The following is an 18121-nucleotide window of genomic DNA, read 5'->3' as shown; positions in this document are numbered from 1 at the left end:
TCATGACCACGGAAACGGCCGGCCTCGACGGCGCGGCGACCGGTGTCTTCACCGAGCCCGCGCCCACGGTGTCGTCGGAGCGGCTCCAGCAGGCGCTGCTCAGGCACTGGGCGCTCGCCGGCCCCCGGCTGCGCCCGCTCGACAGCGAGCGCGACCTCAACGTCCTCGTCGACCGCGAGTTCGTCCTGAAGATCACCAACCCGGCCGAGGACCCCGGCGTCGTCGACATGGAGGTGCGGGCGCTGGAGCACGTCCGCGCGTGCGACCCGTCGCTCGCCGTGCCCGCCCTGGTCCCCACGCAGGCGGGGAAGCCGGTCGCGCACCTGCGCGACGACTCGGGCCGCGAGTGCCTGGCACGGCTGATCACCGTCGTCCCCGGGGCGCCGCTGGAGGGCACGCGGCTCGATCCGGACCTCGCCGCGCGGGTCGGCGAGGTCTCCGGCCGGGTGTCGGCCGCCCTGCAAGGCTTCTTCCACCCGGTCGCGGGGCGCACCCTGATGTGGGACATCCGGCGGGCGCCCGAGGCGGTGCGGGCCGCCGAGGGGGATGTCGCCGTCCGGCTGGGCGGCCTTGCCGACCGGGTGCGTCCCGCGCTGGAGGCGACGCGCGCCCTGCCGTCCTGGGTGCAGCACGGCGACGTCACGCTCACCAACGTGCTGGCCGGGGACGACGGGCGCATGGGGCTGATCGACTTCGGCGACATGCACCACACGGCGGCCGTCTGCGAACTCGCCGCCACCCTCACCTCCGTCCTGCGCGGCACCGGCGGGTCGCCCGAGCGGCTGTGGCCCCTGACGGAGGCCGTGCTCCGCGGCTACCAGCGGCGACGCGTGCTCTCCACCGCCGAGGCGGAGATCCTCGGTGAACTGGTCATCGCCCGGCTGCTGTCGACCCTGGCGGTGTCCGCCACCCGGCGCGAGCGGCACCGCACGAACCACCGTTACATCACCCAGTACGACACGGGCAGCGAGCAGCTCCTGACCGCCCTGTCGGCCCTGGAACCGGCCGATCTCGCCGACCGGATGGTGCGGCTCGCCGGAGCCCGCGACCTGGCCGGCGCCATCGCCCCTCAGGCCCTGCCGGAGCGGCGCGCGGCGGCGATGGGCGGCCCGCTCTCCCCGCTGTTCTACCGGCGGCCGCTGGAACTGGTCCGCGGAGAGGGGCCCTGGCTCCTCTCCGCCGACGGCAGCCGGTACCTGGACGCCTACAACAACGTCGCCGTGGTCGGACACGCGCACCCCACGGTCACCAACGCCGTCGGGACCCAGCTGGCCGCCCTCAACACCCACTCCCGCTACCTGCACGCCGGCATCGTCGACCTCGCGGAGCGGATCCTCGCCACCATGCCGCCCCCGCTCGACACCTGCCTGTTCACCACCTCGGGAACCGAGGCGAACGAGCTCGCCTGGCGCCTGGCCGTCGCCGCCACCGGCGGTGACGGGGCGATCGTGGCGGAGCACGCCTACCACGGTGCCTCGGCGTGGATGGCGGACCTCAGCTCGAACGAGTGGCCCGAGGGATACCGGCCGCGCCGGGTCGCCACCTACCGCGCCCCGCACGGCCCCGCGGCCGGGCTGACCGCGGAGGTGGCGGCCGGGCGGATCGAGGGGGCCGCGGCGGCACTGGAGGCCGAGGGCGGCAGGGCCGCGCTGGTGGCGGCCGACTCGCAGTTCACGTCCGAGGGCATCCTCGACGCGCCCGCGTCCTTCCTCGCCGGCCTCGTCGAGGGCGCCCGCACCGCGGGCGCCCTCAGCCTCGCGGACGAGGTGCAGTCCGGGTACGGCCGCAGCGGTCCGCGGTTGTGGCGGTTCGCCCTCGCGGGGATCACCCCCGACATCGTGACGCTGGGCAAGCCGATGGGCGCCGGATACCCGATCGGCGCGGTGGTCACCCGGCGGGACATCGCACGGACGCTGGCGCGCGACTACGAGTACTTCTCGACGTTCGCCGCGACACCGGTCGCAGCGGCGGCCGGCCACGCGGTCCTCGACGTGCTGGAGGCCACCGGCCTGCCGGCGCGGGCGGTCGAGGTGGGGGCGCTGCTGCGGGAGCGGATGCGCGAGGTGGCCGCGGCGCAGCCGCTGCTGGGCGAGGTCCGCGGCACCGGACTGCTCGCCGGCGTCGACGTGCTCTCCGACGGCACGCGGACGTCCCGCGCCGTGGCCGGGGAGCTGCTGGACGCCCTGGTGGCCGAGGGGATCCTCGCGGGCCGGACCGGCCCGCGAGGCGATGTCCTCAAGGTGCGCCCGCCGCTGGTGTGGGAGGCGCGGCATGTGGAGGTGTTCGTGGAGGGGCTGTCGGGGGCGCTTCGCCGGTTGGGCGGGTAGCGCCCTCGCACGGCCGGGCGCGAAGACGTCGTCTGCCTTCCTGCTCGCAACCCCTTGCCTTTACCTATCGAGAATCGATAGGTTCCCATCGTGAATCGATGGAAGGGCAGGCCATGGGAAAACTGACAGTGGGTGCGCTGCGCGCCGTGCTCGCGCTGGTGCTCGCCGGCACCGTGTTCGTACAGGTAACGATGGCGTGGGTGCTGGTCAGCGGAAACGACCCGGAGGACGGATCGCTCCCGCTGACGCCGCTGCGCGTGATCACGATCCTGGGCATGGTGTCGGTCCAGGTCGCCCTGGTCTGCGTATGGCGGCTGGTGACGATGGTCCGACGCGGAACCGTGTTCTCCCACGCCGCATTCCGGTACGTGGACGTCGTGATCGGAGCGATCGTGGCGGCTGCCCTCGTGTGGTTCGCGGTCACGATCATCAATGCCCCCGGCCAGCGGGACGACCCTGGCGTCACCCTCATCATGGGCGGGATCGGCGTGGCCATCCTGGGAGTCGCGCTCATCGTGCTCGTGCTGCGGATGCTCCTCGCCCAGGCGGTCGCGCGCGACGTCCAGGCGTCGCGGATGCAGGCCGAGCTGGACGAGGTGATCTGATGCCGATCGCCGTCGACATCGACGTGATGCTGGCCAAGCGGAAGATGTCCGTGGGCGAGCTGGCGGACCGCATAGGGATCACGCCCGCCAACCTGGCGGTACTCAAGAACGGCCGCGCCAAGGCGGTGCGCTTCGCGACGCTCGCGGCGCTCTGCGAGGTGCTCGAATGCCAGCCGGGCGACCTGCTGCGCTGGGAGGCCGGGGGCGCGGGGGGCGAGTGAGCCCCGGCCGGTCTCAGGCCAGCCGAGGCACCGGCGGCAGCGGCCCGTGCGTCGGGGAGGCCCGGAACGCCTGGATCACCAGCGCGGCGAAGCGCCGGGACGCCGCGACCCGGGCGGCCTGAGACGCGGCGTGGACGCCCCTGTGGGCCATGAGCATGAGGATGAGGTCGTCCAGGACGAAGTCGGGCCGCAATTGCCCGGTGTCCTGGGCGCGCCGGGCCAGCTTCGTGATCGAGGCCAGCGCGTGGGCGCGGTCCCCGGCGATGTCCAGTGCCCTGGGGAAGGCCGACGTGAAGGCGTCGGCGAAGCCCTGGTCGTGCGCGTGCAGCTCGCAGACCTTCTCGATCACGCGGCGGAACCCGCGCCACGGATCCTGATCGGCGAGTCCCTCGTCGACGATGGTGCGGCACTCCCGCATCTGGTCCGCGAACGCCTCGGTGACCAGCGACTCCTTGGTCGGGAAGCGGCGGTACAGGGTGGCGGGGCCCACCCCGGCGCTCCGGGCCACCTCGCGCATCGGCACGTTCAGACCCTCGGTGGCGAACAGCACGCGGGCCGCGTCGAGGATGCGTGCACGGTTGTCCTGGGCGTCGGAGCGCAGGGTGTGAGGCAAACGGTCGGTCATCGCTCTCACTTTAGCCAACCGGACGGGGGCGTCCACTAGCGTCCGGAGCTCCGATCGATACCAGAACCTGGAGAGCAGAGTGAAGGCAGTCACGATCCGGACGTTCGGAGGCCCCGAAGGCATGGCCGTCACCGAGCTCCCGGCCCCGCGTCCCGCCGAAGGGCAGGTCCTCGTCGCCGCCGAGGCGATCGGCGTCGGAGGGGTGGACGTCCTGATGCGGAGCGGTGCCCTGTCCGGCTACGGCATCGCGCCGGGCCATGTCCCGGGCAGCGAGGTGGCGGGCACCGTGACGGCGGTGGGCGACGGCGTCGACACGTCGTGGATCGGCCGGCGCGTGTGGGCGTTCACCGGCCGTGGCGGTGGCTACGTGGAGCAGGCGGTCGTCCCGGTCGGGGAGATCGCCCCGCTGCCCGTGGCGCTGTCCGCCGCCGACGCGGTGGCGCTCGGCAACTCCGGCGTGGCGGCCCATTTCGGCCTCGCCCATGCCCGCTTCGCCCCCGGCGAGTCGGTGCTGGTGCGCGGTGCGGCCGGCAGCATCGGGATCACGGCGGTCCAGCTCGCGGCGCGTGGTGGCGCCGGCGCGGTGGCGGTCACGACGTCGTCGGCCGAGCGCGGAGACCGCCTGCGGGCGCTCGGCGCGACGCACGTGCTGGACCGCTCGGGTGCGTCGGACGGGGACGCTCCCGCGGGCTACGACGTGATCATCGACATCGTCGCCGGTGCGGACATGCCCTCGTTCTTCGACAGGCTCCTGCCGAACGGTCGCATGGTGGCCGTCGGCATGGTCGCGGGACTGCCGCCCGCGGACTTCGGGATGAGCATGATGGCGGCGTTCCTGAAGTCGATGTCGTTCGCCACCTTCAGCTCCGACACCGTGAGCACATCCGATCGAGGTGCCGTGCGGACCGCGCAGTTCGCCGCCGCGGAGCGCGGTGACCTGCGCACGGTGGTACACGAGGTACTGCCGCTGGAAGAGGCGGTAGAGGCTCACCGGAAGATGGACGCCGGTGAGGTCTTCGGCCGGATCGTGCTGGCGCCGTAGGCCCCGGCGCGGACGGTGCCCGGGGCATCCGGACCCGGCGCCCCGGGTCCGGATGCCGGTCCTGCCGGGCGCGCGCCCTCACCCGCGACCCACCCCGTGGGCAACGGGAAGCGCGGTCGGCCCGGAGTTGACGTTGACCGCCCGGTCGACGGACACGGACCCGTCCGAGAACCGCAGGACAAGACGGTCGATGAACGGGCCCTCCGCGAAGTGCCACGTCAGCGTGAGGACGTCCGCGTCACCGCCGGACCACTCCGCCGCCGCCAGCACGAGGGCGGCCTCCTCCTGGTAGGAGTGGTGCAGCCGCCAGGTGCTGACCCCGGTGTGCCCGGGGACCCAGTGGCCGAGGCCGTGCTCGATGGGGTGCCGGCCGCGGTCGTCCTCGACGGTGAGGAGAACGGAGCCGGCGCGCGCCTCGATCGAGAGCGAGCGCAGGCCCTGGTCGTTGGGCTCGAAGTCGTAGGTCTCCAACCGCCCGACCCGCCGTGCCGTGGGGTCGAGCCGTTCCGGCTCGCGGGCGCGCCGTATCCACTGCTCCACCTCCTCGCGTTGCGCCGCCTCCGCCGCGGGGTCGGACTCCGGGCCCTGGAATGCCTGCCTGAAGGTGGTCCTGAGCATGTCGGGCAGGTCGTGGTACGTGCCGTCCCCCATCGCTCCGTTGACGACGACGACACCGCCGTGCCGGGGGAAGACCATGCACTCCTGCCCGAAGATCCCCGAGGCGTTGTAGATGCCGTCCTCGGTGGTCCAGAACTGGTAGCCGTAGCCGGAGTCCACCGGGGCGTCGGCGGGCGGCGGCACGAGTTCCGAGCCGTTCCACGTCCCGCTGACGGCCCTCAGCACGTGCAGGGCCGACGCCTTCTGCGGCCAGCCGGCGGGCAGCACGCGCCGGCCCTGCCACATCCCGTCCTGGAGGTACAGCACGCCGAAGGAGAGCAGGTCGTCGGGGCGCATCGACAGCCCGTTGCCGCCGCTCGCGACCCCCTCCGGGTCGTGCTCCCACTCGACGTCGGTGATGCCCAGGGGCTCGAACAGGCGCGGACGCAGGTACTCGTCCACGGGCACGCCCGACACCTCCTGCACGATGGCGGACAGCACGTGACTGGTGGTGCTGCTGTACTGGAAGGCGAGGCCCGGGGCCTCGCGGACCGGCTCGTCGAGGAACTCGCCGACCCAGCCCGTGGCGCGCAGCCGCGTCGTGGCCCCCGAGAGGCCCCTGGCATGGCCGGTCCGCATGGTCAGCAGGTCGCGCACCCGCATCCGGCCGAGGTGCTCGCCGGGCGGCCCGGGCAGCCGTCCGGGGAAGAAGGAGACGACCGGGTCGTCCAGGTGCAGCAGCCCCTCGGCTTCGGCGAAGCCGACGGCCGTGCCGGTGAAGCTCTTGGTCGCCGAGTGCGTCTTGTGCTTGAGGCCGGCTTCGTGGGGCCACTGGCGCAGGTCGAGCACCGCCCGGCCGCGGAAGTGCACGAGCAGCGTGTGCAGCCGCATGCCCCGGGCCGACAGGTCGCGCAGCAGGGTGTGGATCGGGCGCATGCCGAGGGCACGCACGTCGTTCGTCATGGTCACCATGGATCGTCGGGTGGCAGGGGTGACCGGGCGCGCCGGGTGTGTGGGGCGGCGCGCCTGATCATGGGACCTGCCAGCGGGGAACGGGGGTTACAGCACCTGGGAGAGGAAGCTCCGCAGCCGGGGGGTCCGGGGGTCGGAGAGGAGCTGGCGTGCCGGGCCCTCCTCGGCGACGACACCGCCGTCCATGAAGAGGACCCGGTCGGACACTTCGCGGGCGAAGTTCATCTCGTGGGTGACGACCACCATGGTCATGCCCGAGTTCGTGGCGAGGTCCCGCATGACGTCGAGCACGCCCTTGACCAGTTCGGGGTCGAGGGCCGAGGTGGCCTCGTCGAAGAGCATGATGTCGGGCTCCATGGCGAGCGACCGGGCGATGGCGACCCGCTGCTGCTGTCCGCCCGACAGGCTCCCGGGCCGCGCCGACGCGAACGCCCGCAGCCCCACCTTGTCGAGCTGCGCGAGCGCGCGCTCCTCGGCCTCCTGCTTCGCGATCTTCCGTACCCGGCGCAGCGCGATGGTGATGTTGTCGAGCGCGCTCCGGTGCGGGAAGAGGTTGAAGTGCTGGAAGACCATGCCGATCCGGGACCGGACCTCGTTCACGTCCACCTTCGGATCGGTGATCGCCTGGCCGTGCACGCGGATCGTCCCGGAGGTGGGCGGCGACAGGAGGTTGATGCAGCGCAGCAGGGTCGACTTCCCGGAGCCGGAGGCGCCGATGAGGCACACGGTCTCGCCGGGGACGACGCTCGCCGAGACGCCGCTGAGGACCTCGGTGCTGCCGAAGGACTTGCACACGTCGAGGAGCTCGACGGCGGGGTGATCCGCTGCGTCCGGCCGGCCCTCGGCCTGCTGGTCCGCCGTCGCGCTGCCGGAGGCTGTCTTCTCCATGGTCATGCTCCCGCTTCCATGCCGGCGCCCAGCGGCGTCAGTGGCTCCGTGCCCAGGGGATCCTTGGGGCCCTGGTCCAGGGGGTTCTTGCCCGCCGAGGGGCGCCTGCCGTCCCGCATCCGCCGGTCGAACCAGTTGACGAGGTGGGTCAGCGGCACGGTGAACGCGATGTAGACCAGGCCGGCGGCGATGAACGACGAGGAGTTGTAGCTGACGGCCTGCGCCTGCTGGGCGATGAAGTACAGCTCGCGCTCCCCGACGGCCAGGCCGAGCAGGTAGACCAGCGAGCTCTCCTTGACGGCGACGATGAACTGGTTGGCGAGCGCCGGGAGGACGTTCCTGATGCCCTGTGGCACGACGATCAGCATCAGTGTCGTCAGGTGGCTCATGCCGAGGCTGCGCCCGGCCTCCGTCTGGCCGACCGGCACGCTCTGGATGCCGGACCGGAAGATCTCCGCGATGTAGGCCGCGTTGATGAGGCCGATCGCGAGGATGGCGTAGCCCGTGGGCGACTCACCGAACGGCCGGACGTTGGCGGACGGCAGGCCGATGCCGATGATGCTGACGGTGACGATGGCCGGCAGCCCGCGGAAGACGTCGACGTAGATCCGGGCCGGCGCCCGCACCCACCAGTGCGAGGCGATGAGCAGGATCGACAGCACGAGCCCGAAGGCCAGGCCGAGGATCAGCGAGAGCGACGCGATGATCAAGGTGTTGCGCAGCCCCTCGCTGAGGAGCGTGGGCATCACATGGAGTATCTGGTGGATATCGAAGAACGTGTGGAGGAAATCGCCCATGGAACACGGTGTCCTTACCTTTGGTCTGCCGGCGCCGCGAACCCTCTCGGCGGCTGCCGGCCGGCTGGGTCCGAAGCCTCGCCCCGGACCCCCTCGCCGACGGTCCCTACGGCACCCGGCGGTGGCCGTAACGTAACAGCGACGACAGGATTGTCAATAGCCGAAGCGAACGCTTCAGACCACGGAGCCCCGTGCGAGCACGTCGGCCACGAACTCCTGGACCGCGGGGACGACGCCGACCCCCTGGTGCGCGACACCGGGGACGAGGTCGAAGCGCACCTTGATGCCGTGCCCCTCGAAGTTGGCGCACAGCGTCCTGAGCCGCTCGATGCGGGTGCGGCCGGTGTTCTCCACGCCCTCCATCCAGTTGGACCCGCCGACGTTGTTGATCTCCCAGGTCTCCACGTCCTCGGCGCCCACCACCATCTGCACCGGGACCCCGCGCAGGGCGTCGAGGTCGACGGGAACGCCGAAGCGCTCCTCGAAGCCCTTGGTGCCGATCCACCACGGCAGGCCGTCGTCGAGCTGGGTGATCCGGCCCGGCGCCCCGATCGAGACGCCCGCGAGCCGGTCGGGGTGCACGTAGAAGAACCGGTGCACGAACTGCCCGCCGCCGGAGAAGCCGTGCAGCACGAACCGCTCCGTGCGGGCGTTGAACCGCTCCCCCACCTCGTCGACGATGTGCAGCAGCTCCTCGTCGAACCGCATGTCGCCGTACTTGAGGAACTTGAAGTTGTGCAGCTCGCCCGGCTCGCCAAGACCCGCGGGGAACAGCGGCGTCAGGATGATGCAGCGGTGCTCGATGGCGAACGCCTTCCACCGGTCGCGGTAGAGCTCCGCCGAGCGCCCCGTGCCGTGCTGGATGACCACGAGCGGCAGCGCGGGCGCCTCGGGGGTGTGGTCCTTGGGCACGTAGAGGGCGTAGGACAGCCGCTGGTCGTGCTGCGAGGCGAAGAACGGGGTGCCGCCGATGAAGTGGGCTCCCTCGGCGTCGGTTTCAGCAGTCTGGGACATGTGCGCGTTCCTTGGGGATGCGATCCGGCTATTTCATATAGCCTATAGGGAAGGGGGTGGCAGGACCAGGTGCAGGCGCACACGCACCGAGGTTGCAGGCCGTAGCGAACGGCCTGCACAGTGCGTCGGCCTCTGTATCCTTGGCCCTCACCCCGCCCGCCGGAGAAGAGATTGTCAGGTTGATGAGTGTCGAACCCCGTCCAGCCCTCACGAAGAGCGCCTACGCCTACCAGGAGCTGCGGCGCCGCATCCTCGCCGGTGAGCTGAGGCAGGGCCAGTCGATCTCCCAGGAGCAACTGGCCGTGGAGCTCGGTGTGAGCACCACACCGCTGCGGGAGGCGCTGCGCCGGCTGGACGCCGAGGGGCTCGTCACGATCGACGCCCACCGCGACGCGCGGGTCACGGAGCTGAGCGCCGAGGAGGCCCGCAGCCTCTACGAGGTGCGCGAGCAGCTCGACCCGCTGGCCGCGCGGCTCGCCGCCACCCGGCGGACGGAGGCGGACACCAGCACCATCAAGACGGCCCTGAAGGGCCTCGAACCCCTCAGTGCCTCGGCGGACTTCGAGAACCTGCTCGCCCACCGGGCCTTCCACCGCAGTGTCTACACGGCCTCCCACAACCCCCTGCTGATGTCACTGCTGGAAGGGCTCTGGGACAAGGCCGACCGCTACCGGCAGCTCCGGCTCCAGGCGGGCCCGGACTCCCCCGAGGACCAGGAGCGGGTCCGCGACGAGCACAACGCCATCGCCGAGGCCGTGATCGCCGGGGACGCGAAGGCCGCGGAGACCGCCATGCGCAAGCACGTGCGGGCCAGCCTCGGCAAGCGCGCCATCGACGCCCTGAAAGGCTGAACCCCCGGCATCCGCAGGGCTGAGCCCCCCCGGTGTCCGAGGGGCTGAGCCCCTGTGCCTGCGGGGTCGAGCCCGCTGGCGTCAGAACAGCGCGAGCGGGTTGGCGGGCGAGCCCGTGCCTCCCTCGACCACGAGCGGCGCGAGCATGAACATGAACGCGTACCGGCCCTCGGCGGCGCAGGCGGCGGCGAGCGGGGCGAGCTCGCAGTTGTCCACGACGGCGAGCCCGTACGCGAAGATGGCGCCGTGCACCGTCCAGGGGATCCCCCAGTCGTTGGGCGCGTGGTCGAGCATGTCCCAGGCGAGCGCCGCGCAGTCGTTGTCGCGCAGGAAGCCCAGGCAGGAGGCGTGCAGCCCGGGTCTGCGCTTCTCGCCTGCGGCGGTGCGCCCGGTCCCCCAGGCGGGGTTCTCCCGGTCCCACCGGTCGCGTCCCGAGTAGACGACCAGCGCGTCGCCCGCGGTGACGTCCACCCCCTGCGCGTGCGCCACGGCCTCCAGCTCGTCGCCGTGCACCGGCCTTTCGTGGGTGACGTACGGCTCGCCGCGGAAGGCGGGCACGTCCAGCAGGACCCCGCGGGTGACGATGCCGTGGCGCCAGTGGTCGATCGAGCCCCAGCGGCTGCCCCGGGAGGTCAGCTCCGCGGCGGGGTCACGGCCCTGCCACATCCCCCGCTCGTCCCAGACGTGGCAGAGCGCGTCGACGTGCGTGGACGCGGTGCCGTGGTACTCGATCCCGTAGTAGTCGCCGGCGATGCCCCCGGTGCCCCGGGGCGCACGCGTGGTGTAGTGCGCCGCGGGGCGGGGGTTGCCGGCGCCCGGCCGGGTCGGGAACGGCCGGCTCAGGGAGACCGCCCGGCCCGTTCGCACCAGCGCGGCGGCCTCGGCCCGCTTGCGGTCCGTGATCAGGTTGACCGTGCCGACCTGGTCGTCCTCGCCCCACCGGTGCCAGTTGCTCCGCCGGTGCAACAGGTCGAGGACGTCCTCACGGCGCCAGACGCGCTGGCCGGCGTCCCGTTCTCCCTGCTCGTCGTCGCGTTCGTCGTGCGCCATGTCGGACTCCCGGTCCTAGAACGCGGTCAGGACGTGCCGGAAGTGCGTGACCTCCGGCGGCCGGGCCACGCAGTGCGCGATGAGCCGGCGCCACTCCTCGAAGTCCGCCGAGCCGCGAAAGCCCGTGACGTGGTCCTCCACCGAGTCCCAGACGATGTCGAGGCGGTACTCCTGCGGGTCCTCGTGAGAGCGCTCCAGGGTCAGGGTGCGGGCCCCGTGCGCACGCTGGAACAGCTCGGCCGCCTCCGCGACCGCGGCCTCGAAGTCCTCCGCGCGACCGGGCAGCACGGTGATCCGGGCGACCTCGCGGACCAGGGACGGCGGTGCCCCGGGCCCGCCCTGCCCCTCGGGGCCTTCGGCGTCGATGCGGGAGTGCTCGCCCGACGGCAGGAGGGTCCTGGTGCTGTGCAGCGAGGCGTACGTCCAGAAGATCTTCATGGGCTCGGTGGACGAGGCGTTCTCGAAGTGGTGGGGCACGCCTGACGGCACCAGCGTGGTGTCGAAGCGCCGCAGCCGCGTGCGCTCGCCGTCGATGTCGACGACGGCATCGCCCTCGATGACGATCACCGACTCGGTGACGTTGTGCATGTGGTGCCCGATCACCGCCCCAGGTTCGAAGCTGGTGATGCCGTTGAGGAACGAGGTGGCGCCCCGAGCTGTCGTGGCCAGCGGCACGGTGCGCGCCCCCGTGCCGCGGTCCCTGGCGGCGAGCTCGTCCGGCCGCAGCACCTTCCCCCTGCCCGCCTGTGCGCTCATGACGCCACCGCCGGGCCGAACCAGACCGTCTTCACGTTGACGAACTCCCTGATCCCGTACTCCCCCAGTTCACGCCCGTACCCGGACTTCTTGATGCCGCCGAAGGGCAGGCGGGGGTCCGAGGCCACCTGGCCGTTGACGAAGACCGCGCCGGCGTCGATGAGCGGGACGATCCGCCGGGCCTCGTCGAGGTCGGCGGTCCACAGCGCGGCGCCCAGGCCGAACGAGGTCCGGTTGGCCAGTTCGACCGCCTCCTCGGCGCCGCTCACCCGGGTCACCCCGGCCACGGGACCGAAGGTCTCCTCGGTGAAGGCGGCCATGTCGGGGGTGACGTGGTCGAGGACCGTGGGCGGGTAGTAGAAGCCCGGGCCCGGCACCGGCCGCCCGCCGAGCCGCAGGGTGGCTCCCGCCTCGACCGTGCGGAGCACCTGGTCGTGCAGGGTGTCCCTGAGGTCCCCGCGGGCCAGCGGCCCGATCTCGGTGGCGGTGTCGAGCGGGTCGCCCACCGCGAGCGCGGCCGCCTTGCGCACCACGAGGTCGACGAACGCGTCCGCGACCCGCTCGTCCACGATGAGCCGCTTGGCGTTGACGCAGCTCTGGCCGCAGGTGTTGAAACGGGACCGGACGGCGACCGTGGACGCCTCGTCGAGGTCGGCGTCCGCGAGCACGATGAGCGGGTCGGAGCCGCCGAGCTCCAGGACGTGCTTCTTCAGGTGCGCGCCCGCCTGCGCGGCCACGATCTGGCCCACCCGGGTCGACCCGGTGACGGTGACCGCCGCGATGCGGTCGTCGGCGATCAGGCCGGCGACCTTCTCCGGCTGCACCAGCAACGAGCCGCACAGCCCCGCCGGGGCGCCGGCCTCGCGGACGATCTCTTCCAGCAGCACCGCGCAGGCGGGGACGTTGCCGGCGTGCTTGAGGATCGCCGCGTTGCCCGCGGCGAGCGCGGGTGCGAGGAAGCGGAAGAACTGCCAGAACGGGTAGTTCCACGGCATCACCGCGAGCAGCACGCCGAGGGGCTCGAAGACGACGGTGCTCTCGGTGGCGCTGGAGGGCACGGGCTGGGGCGCGAGGTAGCTCTCGGCGTGCTCGGCGTAGTGGTCGAGCGTCCACGCGCACTTCTCGACCTCCGCCCGCGCCTCGGTGAGCGGTTTGCCCATCTCGCGGACGATCAGACGGGCGAAGGGCTCCCGGTCGGCGCGCAGCCGGCGGGCGATGGCCCGCAGCAGCGGCAGCCGCCGCTCGATCGGCGTGGCCCGCCAGGTCCGCTGGGCCAGCGCGGCGGCCGTCAGCGCGGCCTCGACCTCCTCGTCGGTGTGTTCCTCGTACTTCTCGACGAGTGCCTCCGTCGCCGGGTTGACGGACTGCAGCATGCCGGCTCCCTTCGGGTTCTGGTCCTGGCCCTGGTCGGCTCTGGTCATGTCCGCTCCGGTGCGGCCCCGCGCAGCGCGGCGACGACCCGGTCGGTGAACTCGGTGGTGCCGAGGCGGCCGCCGAGGTCGGGGGTGCGCGAGGCGGGGTCGTCGAGGACCCGGTCCACGGCCGACTCGATGGCCGAGGCCGCCGCGGTCAGCGCCGTCTCGCCGCTGCGCCGCCCCCGCCAGTCGAGCAGCATGGCGGCCGACAGGACGAGCGACACCGGGTTGGCGACACCGCGCCCCGCGATGTCAGGAGCGGAGCCGTGCTGTGCCTGGGCGACCGCGATGTCGTGCCCGGCGTTGAGCGAGCCGCCGAGCCCGAGGCTGCCCGAGAGCTCCGCGGCCTCGTCGGAGAGGATGTCCCCGAACATGTTGGTGGTGACGAGCACGTCGAAGTCGTCCGGCCTGCGGACCAGCGCCGCCGCGGCGGCGTCGACGATCAGCTCGTCGAGCCGGATGCCGGGGAACTCCTCGGCGACCCTCCGCACCTCGCGCAGGAAGAGGCCGTCGGAGAGCTTGAGGACGTTCGCCTTGTGCACCGCCGTCACCTTCTTGCGGCGGCGCGCGGCGAGCTCGAACGCGGCCCGGGCGACCCGCTCGCAGCCGCGTGCGGTGATCTTCCGCAGGCTGAACGCCTGGTCGGGGTCCGGCATGAACTCACCGCTGCCCGCGTACATGTTGCGGTCCGAGTAGAAGCCCTCCGTGTTCTCCCGGACGATGACGAGGTCCATAGGGGCGCGCAGCACGCTCAGGTCGCCACGGGACCGGCACGGGCGGACGTTCGCGAACAGCTCGAACCTCACCCGCAGTTCCGCAGAGGGATTGATCCCGCCTTCGGCCCGGGGCGGGTACTCGTAGTGCGACACGGGGCCGAGGATCACGCCGTCCGCGGCAGGGACACGGTCGAGCACGTGCTGCGGAAGCGTGGTGCCCTCCGTGGCGAGGGAGGCGAGTCCGATGTCCTCGGTCTCCATCCGGAGGCCGAGTCCGTGGACGTCGTCGACGGCTTCGAGCACGCGCAGGGTGGCGGCGGTGATCTCGGGGCCGATCCCGTCTCCGGGCAGTACGAGCAGTTGCATGGCCATCCAGTCGTCCTCCGGATGCTCGGCGCGGTCCTCGGCGAAGACCGGAGACCTCGTTTCTCATAGCCTATAGGCTATGGACATCGTGCAGTGGGCTCAGGAGCCTGTCAACGCCGGACACCCGGGAAACGAAGGACGCGCGGACCCCTCGGACGTCAGGCCCTCCCGGGGCGGCGCGGTCGCGCGACGGAAACACCCCGGAAACGGCCGGTCGACAGGGGCGGCCGCCGGGGAATCGATCATTGACGGGCTATTCCCTATAGCCTATAGTCACGCACCATCTTGCACCTTGCGGCGCATCCCCGCAGTTCAGTCCGGTCGGTCCAGTCACCTGGCGACTTCGAAGGAGAAGCATGAACCGGCACATCAAAAGACGAATCGTCAGCGGGCTGTCCGTCGTCGCCGCCACGGTGATGACCCTCACCGCGTGCGGCGGTAGCGGCGACAGCGACTCCAAGTCCTCGGGCTCGGGCAAGGACTACGGCCTGATCAAGCCCGGCACGATCAACGCCGCCGTCACCGCCGGCGACTTCCCCTGGGCGTCCCCCGACCAGAGCGGCAAGCCGGTGGGGCTGCTCATCGACCTGAACGAGCTGATCTCCAAGCGGATGGGCTTGAAGATCACCTACAAGACGACCACCGTGCAGGCCGGCCTGCCCGCCCTCACCAGCGGCCAGTACGACATGCTGGCCATCGGCCTGGTGGCCACCCCGGAGCGGAAGAAGAGCGTCGCCTTCACCAAGCCGATCTTCTGGGGAACGAACGTCATCGTCGTGCCGAACGCCTCGAAGGCGAAGACGCTGGACGACTTCACCGGCAAGCGGGTGGGCGCCGGCGCGAACAGCACTCAGGAGGACTTCGCGAAGAAGAAGCTCACCAAGTCGAAGCTGGTGTCGGAGCCCACCGACAGCGTGTGCGTCAGCCAGTTGCTGGCCGGCAACCTCGACGCGTGCGTGCTCGGCTCCACCCACGTGGGCAAGATCTACGACGAGCACCCCGGCAAGCTGAAGTCCGCGGTGCAGGAGCCGCAGGAGCAGCCCGGCGCCATGGCGGTCAACAAGAAGCTGACCACGTTCCTCGCCGCCTACAACAAGCAGCTCACCGCCCTGGCCGACGACGGCACGTTTCTGAAGCTCTACGAGAAGTACTTCCCGAACCTTCCCTTCCCGACGGCGATGTACGACATCTGGCCCTCGATCAAGAAGCAGGTCGAAGCGGAGCACAAGAAGGCCTCGTAGCCATCGGCCCCGTCCAGAGCCTCATCCGCGTGTGACGGGGCCGGGAGAGAACGCCCGGCCCCTCATGCGTCCTCGACCACACCTCAGGCGCCACCTGGACCGCTCGGGTCCGGCGGTGGCCGCATACCGTGAGTCCCGTCCCCACTCACCCCACCACCATCGCCGGAGGGCCCGCATGTCCCTGACCACCGACGAGATCACGCGCGCCGACGCGAGCGTGGCGCACAACTACCATCCGCTGCCCGTCGTGATCAGCCGCGGCGAAGGGGCCTGGGTCACCGATGTGGAGGGCCGGCGCCTGCTGGACATGCTCTCCGGGTACAGCGCCCTGAACTTCGGCCACGGCGACAAGGACCTCCTCGGCGTGGCCCACGCGCAGCTCGACCGGCTGACGCTCACCAGCCGGGCCTTCCACCACGACGGCCTGGCCACGTTCTGCTCCGAGCTCGCGGAACTGGCGGGCATGGAGATGGTGCTCCCCATGAACACCGGGGCCGAGGCGGTGGAGACCGCCGTCAAGACGGCCCGCAAGTGGGGGTACCGGGTCAAGGGCGTGCCCGACGGCCGCGCGAAGATCGTCGTCATGGGCGGCAACTTCCACGGCCGCACCCTGACCATCGTCAGCTTCTCGGACGACCCGGACGCCACCGCGGACTACGGGCCGTTCACACCCGGGTTCGTCCGAGTCCCGTTCGGTGACATCGACGCGGCGCGGGCGGCGGTGGACGACGACACCGTGGCCGTGCTGGTCGAGCCCGTCCAGGGCGAGGGCGGGGTCATCCTGCCGCCGCCCGGATACCTTCGGGGGATCAGGGAGTTGTGCACCGAGCGCAATGTCCTCATGATCGCCGACGAGATCCAGTCCGGGCTCGGCCGCACCGGCCGCACCTTCGCCTGCGACCACGAGGACGTCGTCCCCGACGTCTACGTGCTCGGCAAGGCGCTGGGGGGCGGCATCGTTCCGGTCTCGGCGGTCGTCTCCCGCGCCGACGTGCTCGGGGTCTTCCGCCCGGGCGAGCACGGCAGCACCTTCGGCGGCAACCCGCTGGCCTGCGCGGTGGGCACCGCGGTGGTGCGCAGGCTGCGGGAGGGCAGCGCCCAGCGGCGCGCCGCCGAGCTCGGGGAGGTCCTCGCCGGGTTGCTGTCCGCGCTGCCCGGGGACGCCGTGGCGGAGGTCCGCTCGATCGGGCTGTGGGCGGGGATCGACCTGCGCGAGCGTACCGGCCGCGACGTCTGCGAGGGGCTGCTGCGCCGTGGCGTGCTCTGCAAGGACGCCCACGGGCACACGCTCAGAATCGCCCCTCCCCTGGTCGTCGAGGAGGACGACCTCCGCTGGGGGATGGCCCGGCTCGCCGAGGAACTGGCTGCCGGACCGGGCGCGGCCTGAACGCGACGGCCCCCGGGGGCCGTCGCCGGCCGGCCCGTTCGTCTCGATGACGTGGAATGGGAAGGAAGAAGGCTCCGGTGTACGAGATACCGCTGGAGGACGGCCCGGTCCGGTTCGCCGGTGCGCTGGACCTGGAGCGGCGGCCCGGCGGCGGCCTGCTGCCGCGCCGGCTTCCGGCGTGGACGAGGCAGCAGTACCCGGACGCGTTCATGGACTACGTGGCGGCCATGCCCTCCGGGGTTCGGCTCGCCTTCCGCACCGCGGCCCGGACGCTGGAGGTGGACCTGCTCACCACGGTGCGGCACTTCGACAAGGCGGCACGCCCGGCGCCCGCGGGCGTCCTCGACCTCCTGGTGGACGGCAGGCTCGCGGCGCAGCAGCCCGCGCCCACGGGCCGGGTGCTGCGCCTCGCGCACGCCCGCGCCGAGGGCCGGGAGGTGCCGGGCGAGCCGGGCACCGTGCGCTTCACCGAGCTCCCCGAGGGCATGAAGGAGGTCGAGTTGTGGCTGCCCCAGCAGACGCCCTGCGAGTTGCTGGCGCTGCGCGCCGACGCGGCCCTGTGTCCACCGGTCCCGTCCGGCCGGCGCCGGTGGGTGCACCACGGGAGTTCGATCAGCCACTGCACCCAGGCGGACCATCCGACCGGCACGTGGCCCGCGGTGGCGGCATCGCTCGTCGCGCTGGACGTGGTGAACCTGGGCCTGGCGGGCAACTGCATGCTGGATCCGTACGTCGCGCGCACCATCCGTGACCTGCCGGCCGACCTGATCAGCCTCGAACTGGGCGGCAATCCCGTGCTGAAGGGCACGTTCAAGCTCCGCACGTTCACTCCCGCGGTGCACGGCTTCCTCGACACCGTTCGCGAGGGGCATCCGGACACCCCGCTGCTGGTGGTGTCGCCGATCATCTGCCCGCGCGTCGAGGACACCGTGCCCGGCGCGGCCCCGACGCCCCCGCCGGAGAACGGCGCCGAGGAGCCGGGCGATCCCGGTGAGATCGGGCTCGGGCCGCTGACCATGCCCCTGGTCCGCGACGCGCTGAAGAGCATCGTGCGGCAGCGCCGCCGCGACGACCCCCACCTCCACTACCTCGACGGCCGGGCGCTGTTCGGCCCCGCGGACGCGGCGGACATGCCGGACGGGGTGCATCCCAGCGCGAAGGGCTACCTGACCATCGCGGAGCGCTTCGCGGAACGGGTCACCGGCGCCGAGGGCGCGTTCGGCGGATAGCCGGGCTTCCGGCCGCGCCTCG

The 18121-nt window shown here is 72.0% G+C and carries 17 protein-coding genes; 8 read left to right on the top strand and 9 right to left on the bottom strand.

All coding sequences use genetic code 11. The features are described 5' to 3' along the window. Positions 1 to 2: 2 nt before the first annotated feature. The 3 genes from Sm713_RS23790 to Sm713_RS23780 all read left to right on the top strand — a co-directional run bounded on the left by Sm713_RS23790 (position 3) and on the right by Sm713_RS23780 (position 3153). Positions 3 to 2327 carry an aminotransferase class III-fold pyridoxal phosphate-dependent enzyme gene (locus Sm713_RS23790; protein WP_212911572.1) on the top strand — a complete coding sequence of 775 codons (2325 nt, stop codon included), beginning with the start codon at positions 3 to 5 and terminating at the stop codon, positions 2325 to 2327. A gap of 113 nt (positions 2328 to 2440) precedes the next feature. Then, on the top strand, positions 2441 to 2932 hold the full coding sequence (locus Sm713_RS23785; protein ID WP_212911571.1) for a DUF2975 domain-containing protein: 492 nt from the start codon (positions 2441 to 2443) through the stop codon (positions 2930 to 2932). Then, on the top strand, positions 2932 to 3153 hold the full coding sequence (locus Sm713_RS23780) for a helix-turn-helix transcriptional regulator (protein ID WP_212911570.1): 222 nt from the start codon (positions 2932 to 2934) through the stop codon (positions 3151 to 3153). The genes Sm713_RS23785 and Sm713_RS23780 overlap by 1 nt, the downstream gene beginning before the upstream one ends. Positions 3154 to 3166: 13 nt before the next feature. Here Sm713_RS23780 and Sm713_RS23775 read toward each other — a convergent pair whose 3' ends face one another. Next, entirely contained in the window at positions 3167 to 3778 is a 612-nt protein-coding gene (locus tag Sm713_RS23775; RefSeq protein WP_212911569.1) for a TetR/AcrR family transcriptional regulator, read from the bottom strand. A gap of 79 nt (positions 3779 to 3857) precedes the next feature. On the opposite strand from Sm713_RS23775, the gene Sm713_RS23770 reads away from it, so the two are divergent. Then, the gene (locus Sm713_RS23770; RefSeq protein ID WP_212911568.1) at positions 3858 to 4820 is read left to right on the top strand and encodes a zinc-binding dehydrogenase; all 963 of its coding nucleotides are present in this window, start codon (positions 3858 to 3860) and stop codon (positions 4818 to 4820) included. A gap of 78 nt (positions 4821 to 4898) precedes the next feature. Here Sm713_RS23770 and Sm713_RS23765 read toward each other — a convergent pair whose 3' ends face one another. From Sm713_RS23765 to Sm713_RS23750, 4 genes are all read right to left on the bottom strand, one after another. Next, positions 4899 to 6380, bottom strand: a complete 1482-nt coding sequence (locus Sm713_RS23765) for a serine hydrolase (RefSeq protein ID WP_212911567.1) — start codon at positions 6378 to 6380, stop codon at positions 4899 to 4901. Between the two features lie 96 nt (positions 6381 to 6476). Then, positions 6477 to 7277, bottom strand: a complete 801-nt coding sequence (locus Sm713_RS23760) for an amino acid ABC transporter ATP-binding protein (protein ID WP_212912226.1) — start codon at positions 7275 to 7277, stop codon at positions 6477 to 6479. A gap of 2 nt (positions 7278 to 7279) precedes the next feature. Next, positions 7280 to 8074 (bottom strand): amino acid ABC transporter permease, encoded by a 795-nt coding sequence (locus Sm713_RS23755; RefSeq protein WP_212911566.1) that lies wholly within the window; start codon positions 8072 to 8074, stop codon positions 7280 to 7282. A 174-nt stretch (positions 8075 to 8248) separates the two neighbouring features. Beyond that, a complete protein-coding gene (locus tag Sm713_RS23750; protein ID WP_212911565.1) occupies positions 8249 to 9088 on the bottom strand; it encodes an alpha/beta hydrolase in 840 nt (279 codons plus the stop codon). Between the two features lie 182 nt (positions 9089 to 9270). Here Sm713_RS23750 and Sm713_RS23745 point away from each other — a divergent pair, with 182 nt between their 5' ends. Beyond that, positions 9271 to 9939: a GntR family transcriptional regulator gene (locus tag Sm713_RS23745; RefSeq protein ID WP_212911564.1), complete on the top strand. Its 669-nt coding sequence runs from the start codon at positions 9271 to 9273 to the stop codon at positions 9937 to 9939. An 81-nt stretch (positions 9940 to 10020) separates the two neighbouring features. Here Sm713_RS23745 and Sm713_RS23740 read toward each other — a convergent pair whose 3' ends face one another. The 4 genes from Sm713_RS23740 to Sm713_RS23725 are packed head-to-tail and all read right to left on the bottom strand — an operon-like array spanning position 10021 to position 14248. Then, positions 10021 to 10989, bottom strand: a complete 969-nt coding sequence (locus tag Sm713_RS23740; protein WP_212911563.1) for a cyclase family protein — start codon at positions 10987 to 10989, stop codon at positions 10021 to 10023. A gap of 15 nt (positions 10990 to 11004) precedes the next feature. Beyond that, positions 11005 to 11745 (bottom strand): cupin domain-containing protein, encoded by a 741-nt coding sequence (locus tag Sm713_RS23735; protein ID WP_212911562.1) that lies wholly within the window; start codon positions 11743 to 11745, stop codon positions 11005 to 11007. Further along, positions 11742 to 13166, bottom strand: coding sequence for an NAD-dependent succinate-semialdehyde dehydrogenase (locus Sm713_RS23730; RefSeq protein WP_249416464.1), 1425 nt, complete (start codon positions 13164 to 13166; stop codon positions 11742 to 11744). The genes Sm713_RS23735 and Sm713_RS23730 overlap by 4 nt, the downstream gene beginning before the upstream one ends. Beyond that, positions 13163 to 14248 carry an isocitrate/isopropylmalate dehydrogenase family protein gene (locus Sm713_RS23725; protein ID WP_249416463.1) on the bottom strand — a complete coding sequence of 362 codons (1086 nt, stop codon included), beginning with the start codon at positions 14246 to 14248 and terminating at the stop codon, positions 13163 to 13165. The genes Sm713_RS23730 and Sm713_RS23725 overlap by 4 nt, the downstream gene beginning before the upstream one ends. 350 nt (positions 14249 to 14598) lie before the next feature. Here Sm713_RS23725 and Sm713_RS23720 point away from each other — a divergent pair, with 350 nt between their 5' ends. The 3 genes from Sm713_RS23720 to Sm713_RS23710 all read left to right on the top strand — a co-directional run bounded on the left by Sm713_RS23720 (position 14599) and on the right by Sm713_RS23710 (position 18099). After that, complete coding sequence (locus tag Sm713_RS23720) at positions 14599 to 15483, top strand: ABC transporter substrate-binding protein (RefSeq protein ID WP_212911561.1); 885 nt, start codon at positions 14599 to 14601, stop codon at positions 15481 to 15483. A 175-nt stretch (positions 15484 to 15658) separates the two neighbouring features. Beyond that, positions 15659 to 16870, top strand: a complete 1212-nt coding sequence (rocD, locus tag Sm713_RS23715; RefSeq protein WP_212911560.1) for an ornithine--oxo-acid transaminase — start codon at positions 15659 to 15661, stop codon at positions 16868 to 16870. 77 nt (positions 16871 to 16947) lie between these two features. Next, positions 16948 to 18099 (top strand): GDSL-type esterase/lipase family protein, encoded by a 1152-nt coding sequence (locus Sm713_RS23710; protein ID WP_249416462.1) that lies wholly within the window; start codon positions 16948 to 16950, stop codon positions 18097 to 18099. Positions 18100 to 18121 lie beyond the last annotated feature (22 nt).

The organism is Streptomyces sp. TS71-3, from assembly GCF_018327685.1.
Lineage (GTDB): Bacteria > Actinomycetota > Actinomycetes > Streptomycetales > Streptomycetaceae > Streptomyces.
This window is presented reverse-complemented; position numbering and strand designations above follow the sequence as displayed.

Coding starts and splice junctions, on each gene's coding strand:
- Sm713_RS23790 (WP_212911572.1), top strand. CDS start 3: ATGACCACGGAAACGGCCGGCCTCGACGGCGCGGCGACCGGTGTCTTC.
- Sm713_RS23785 (WP_212911571.1), top strand. CDS start 2,441: ATGGGAAAACTGACAGTGGGTGCGCTGCGCGCCGTGCTCGCGCTGGTG.
- Sm713_RS23780 (WP_212911570.1), top strand. CDS start 2,932: ATGCCGATCGCCGTCGACATCGACGTGATGCTGGCCAAGCGGAAGATG.
- Sm713_RS23775 (WP_212911569.1), bottom strand. CDS start 3,778: ATGACCGACCGTTTGCCTCACACCCTGCGCTCCGACGCCCAGGACAAC.
- Sm713_RS23765 (WP_212911567.1), bottom strand. CDS start 6,380: ATGACGAACGACGTGCGTGCCCTCGGCATGCGCCCGATCCACACCCTG.
- Sm713_RS23760 (WP_212912226.1), bottom strand. CDS start 7,277: ATGGAGAAGACAGCCTCCGGCAGCGCGACGGCGGACCAGCAGGCCGAG.
- Sm713_RS23755 (WP_212911566.1), bottom strand. CDS start 8,074: ATGGGCGATTTCCTCCACACGTTCTTCGATATCCACCAGATACTCCAT.
- Sm713_RS23750 (WP_212911565.1), bottom strand. CDS start 9,088: ATGTCCCAGACTGCTGAAACCGACGCCGAGGGAGCCCACTTCATCGGC.
- Sm713_RS23745 (WP_212911564.1), top strand. CDS start 9,271: ATGAGTGTCGAACCCCGTCCAGCCCTCACGAAGAGCGCCTACGCCTAC.
- Sm713_RS23740 (WP_212911563.1), bottom strand. CDS start 10,989: ATGGCGCACGACGAACGCGACGACGAGCAGGGAGAACGGGACGCCGGC.
- Sm713_RS23735 (WP_212911562.1), bottom strand. CDS start 11,745: ATGAGCGCACAGGCGGGCAGGGGGAAGGTGCTGCGGCCGGACGAGCTC.
- Sm713_RS23730 (WP_249416464.1), bottom strand. CDS start 13,166: ATGACCAGAGCCGACCAGGGCCAGGACCAGAACCCGAAGGGAGCCGGC.
- Sm713_RS23725 (WP_249416463.1), bottom strand. CDS start 14,248: ATGGCCATGCAACTGCTCGTACTGCCCGGAGACGGGATCGGCCCCGAG.
- Sm713_RS23720 (WP_212911561.1), top strand. CDS start 14,599: ATGAACCGGCACATCAAAAGACGAATCGTCAGCGGGCTGTCCGTCGTC.
- rocD (WP_212911560.1), top strand. CDS start 15,659: ATGTCCCTGACCACCGACGAGATCACGCGCGCCGACGCGAGCGTGGCG.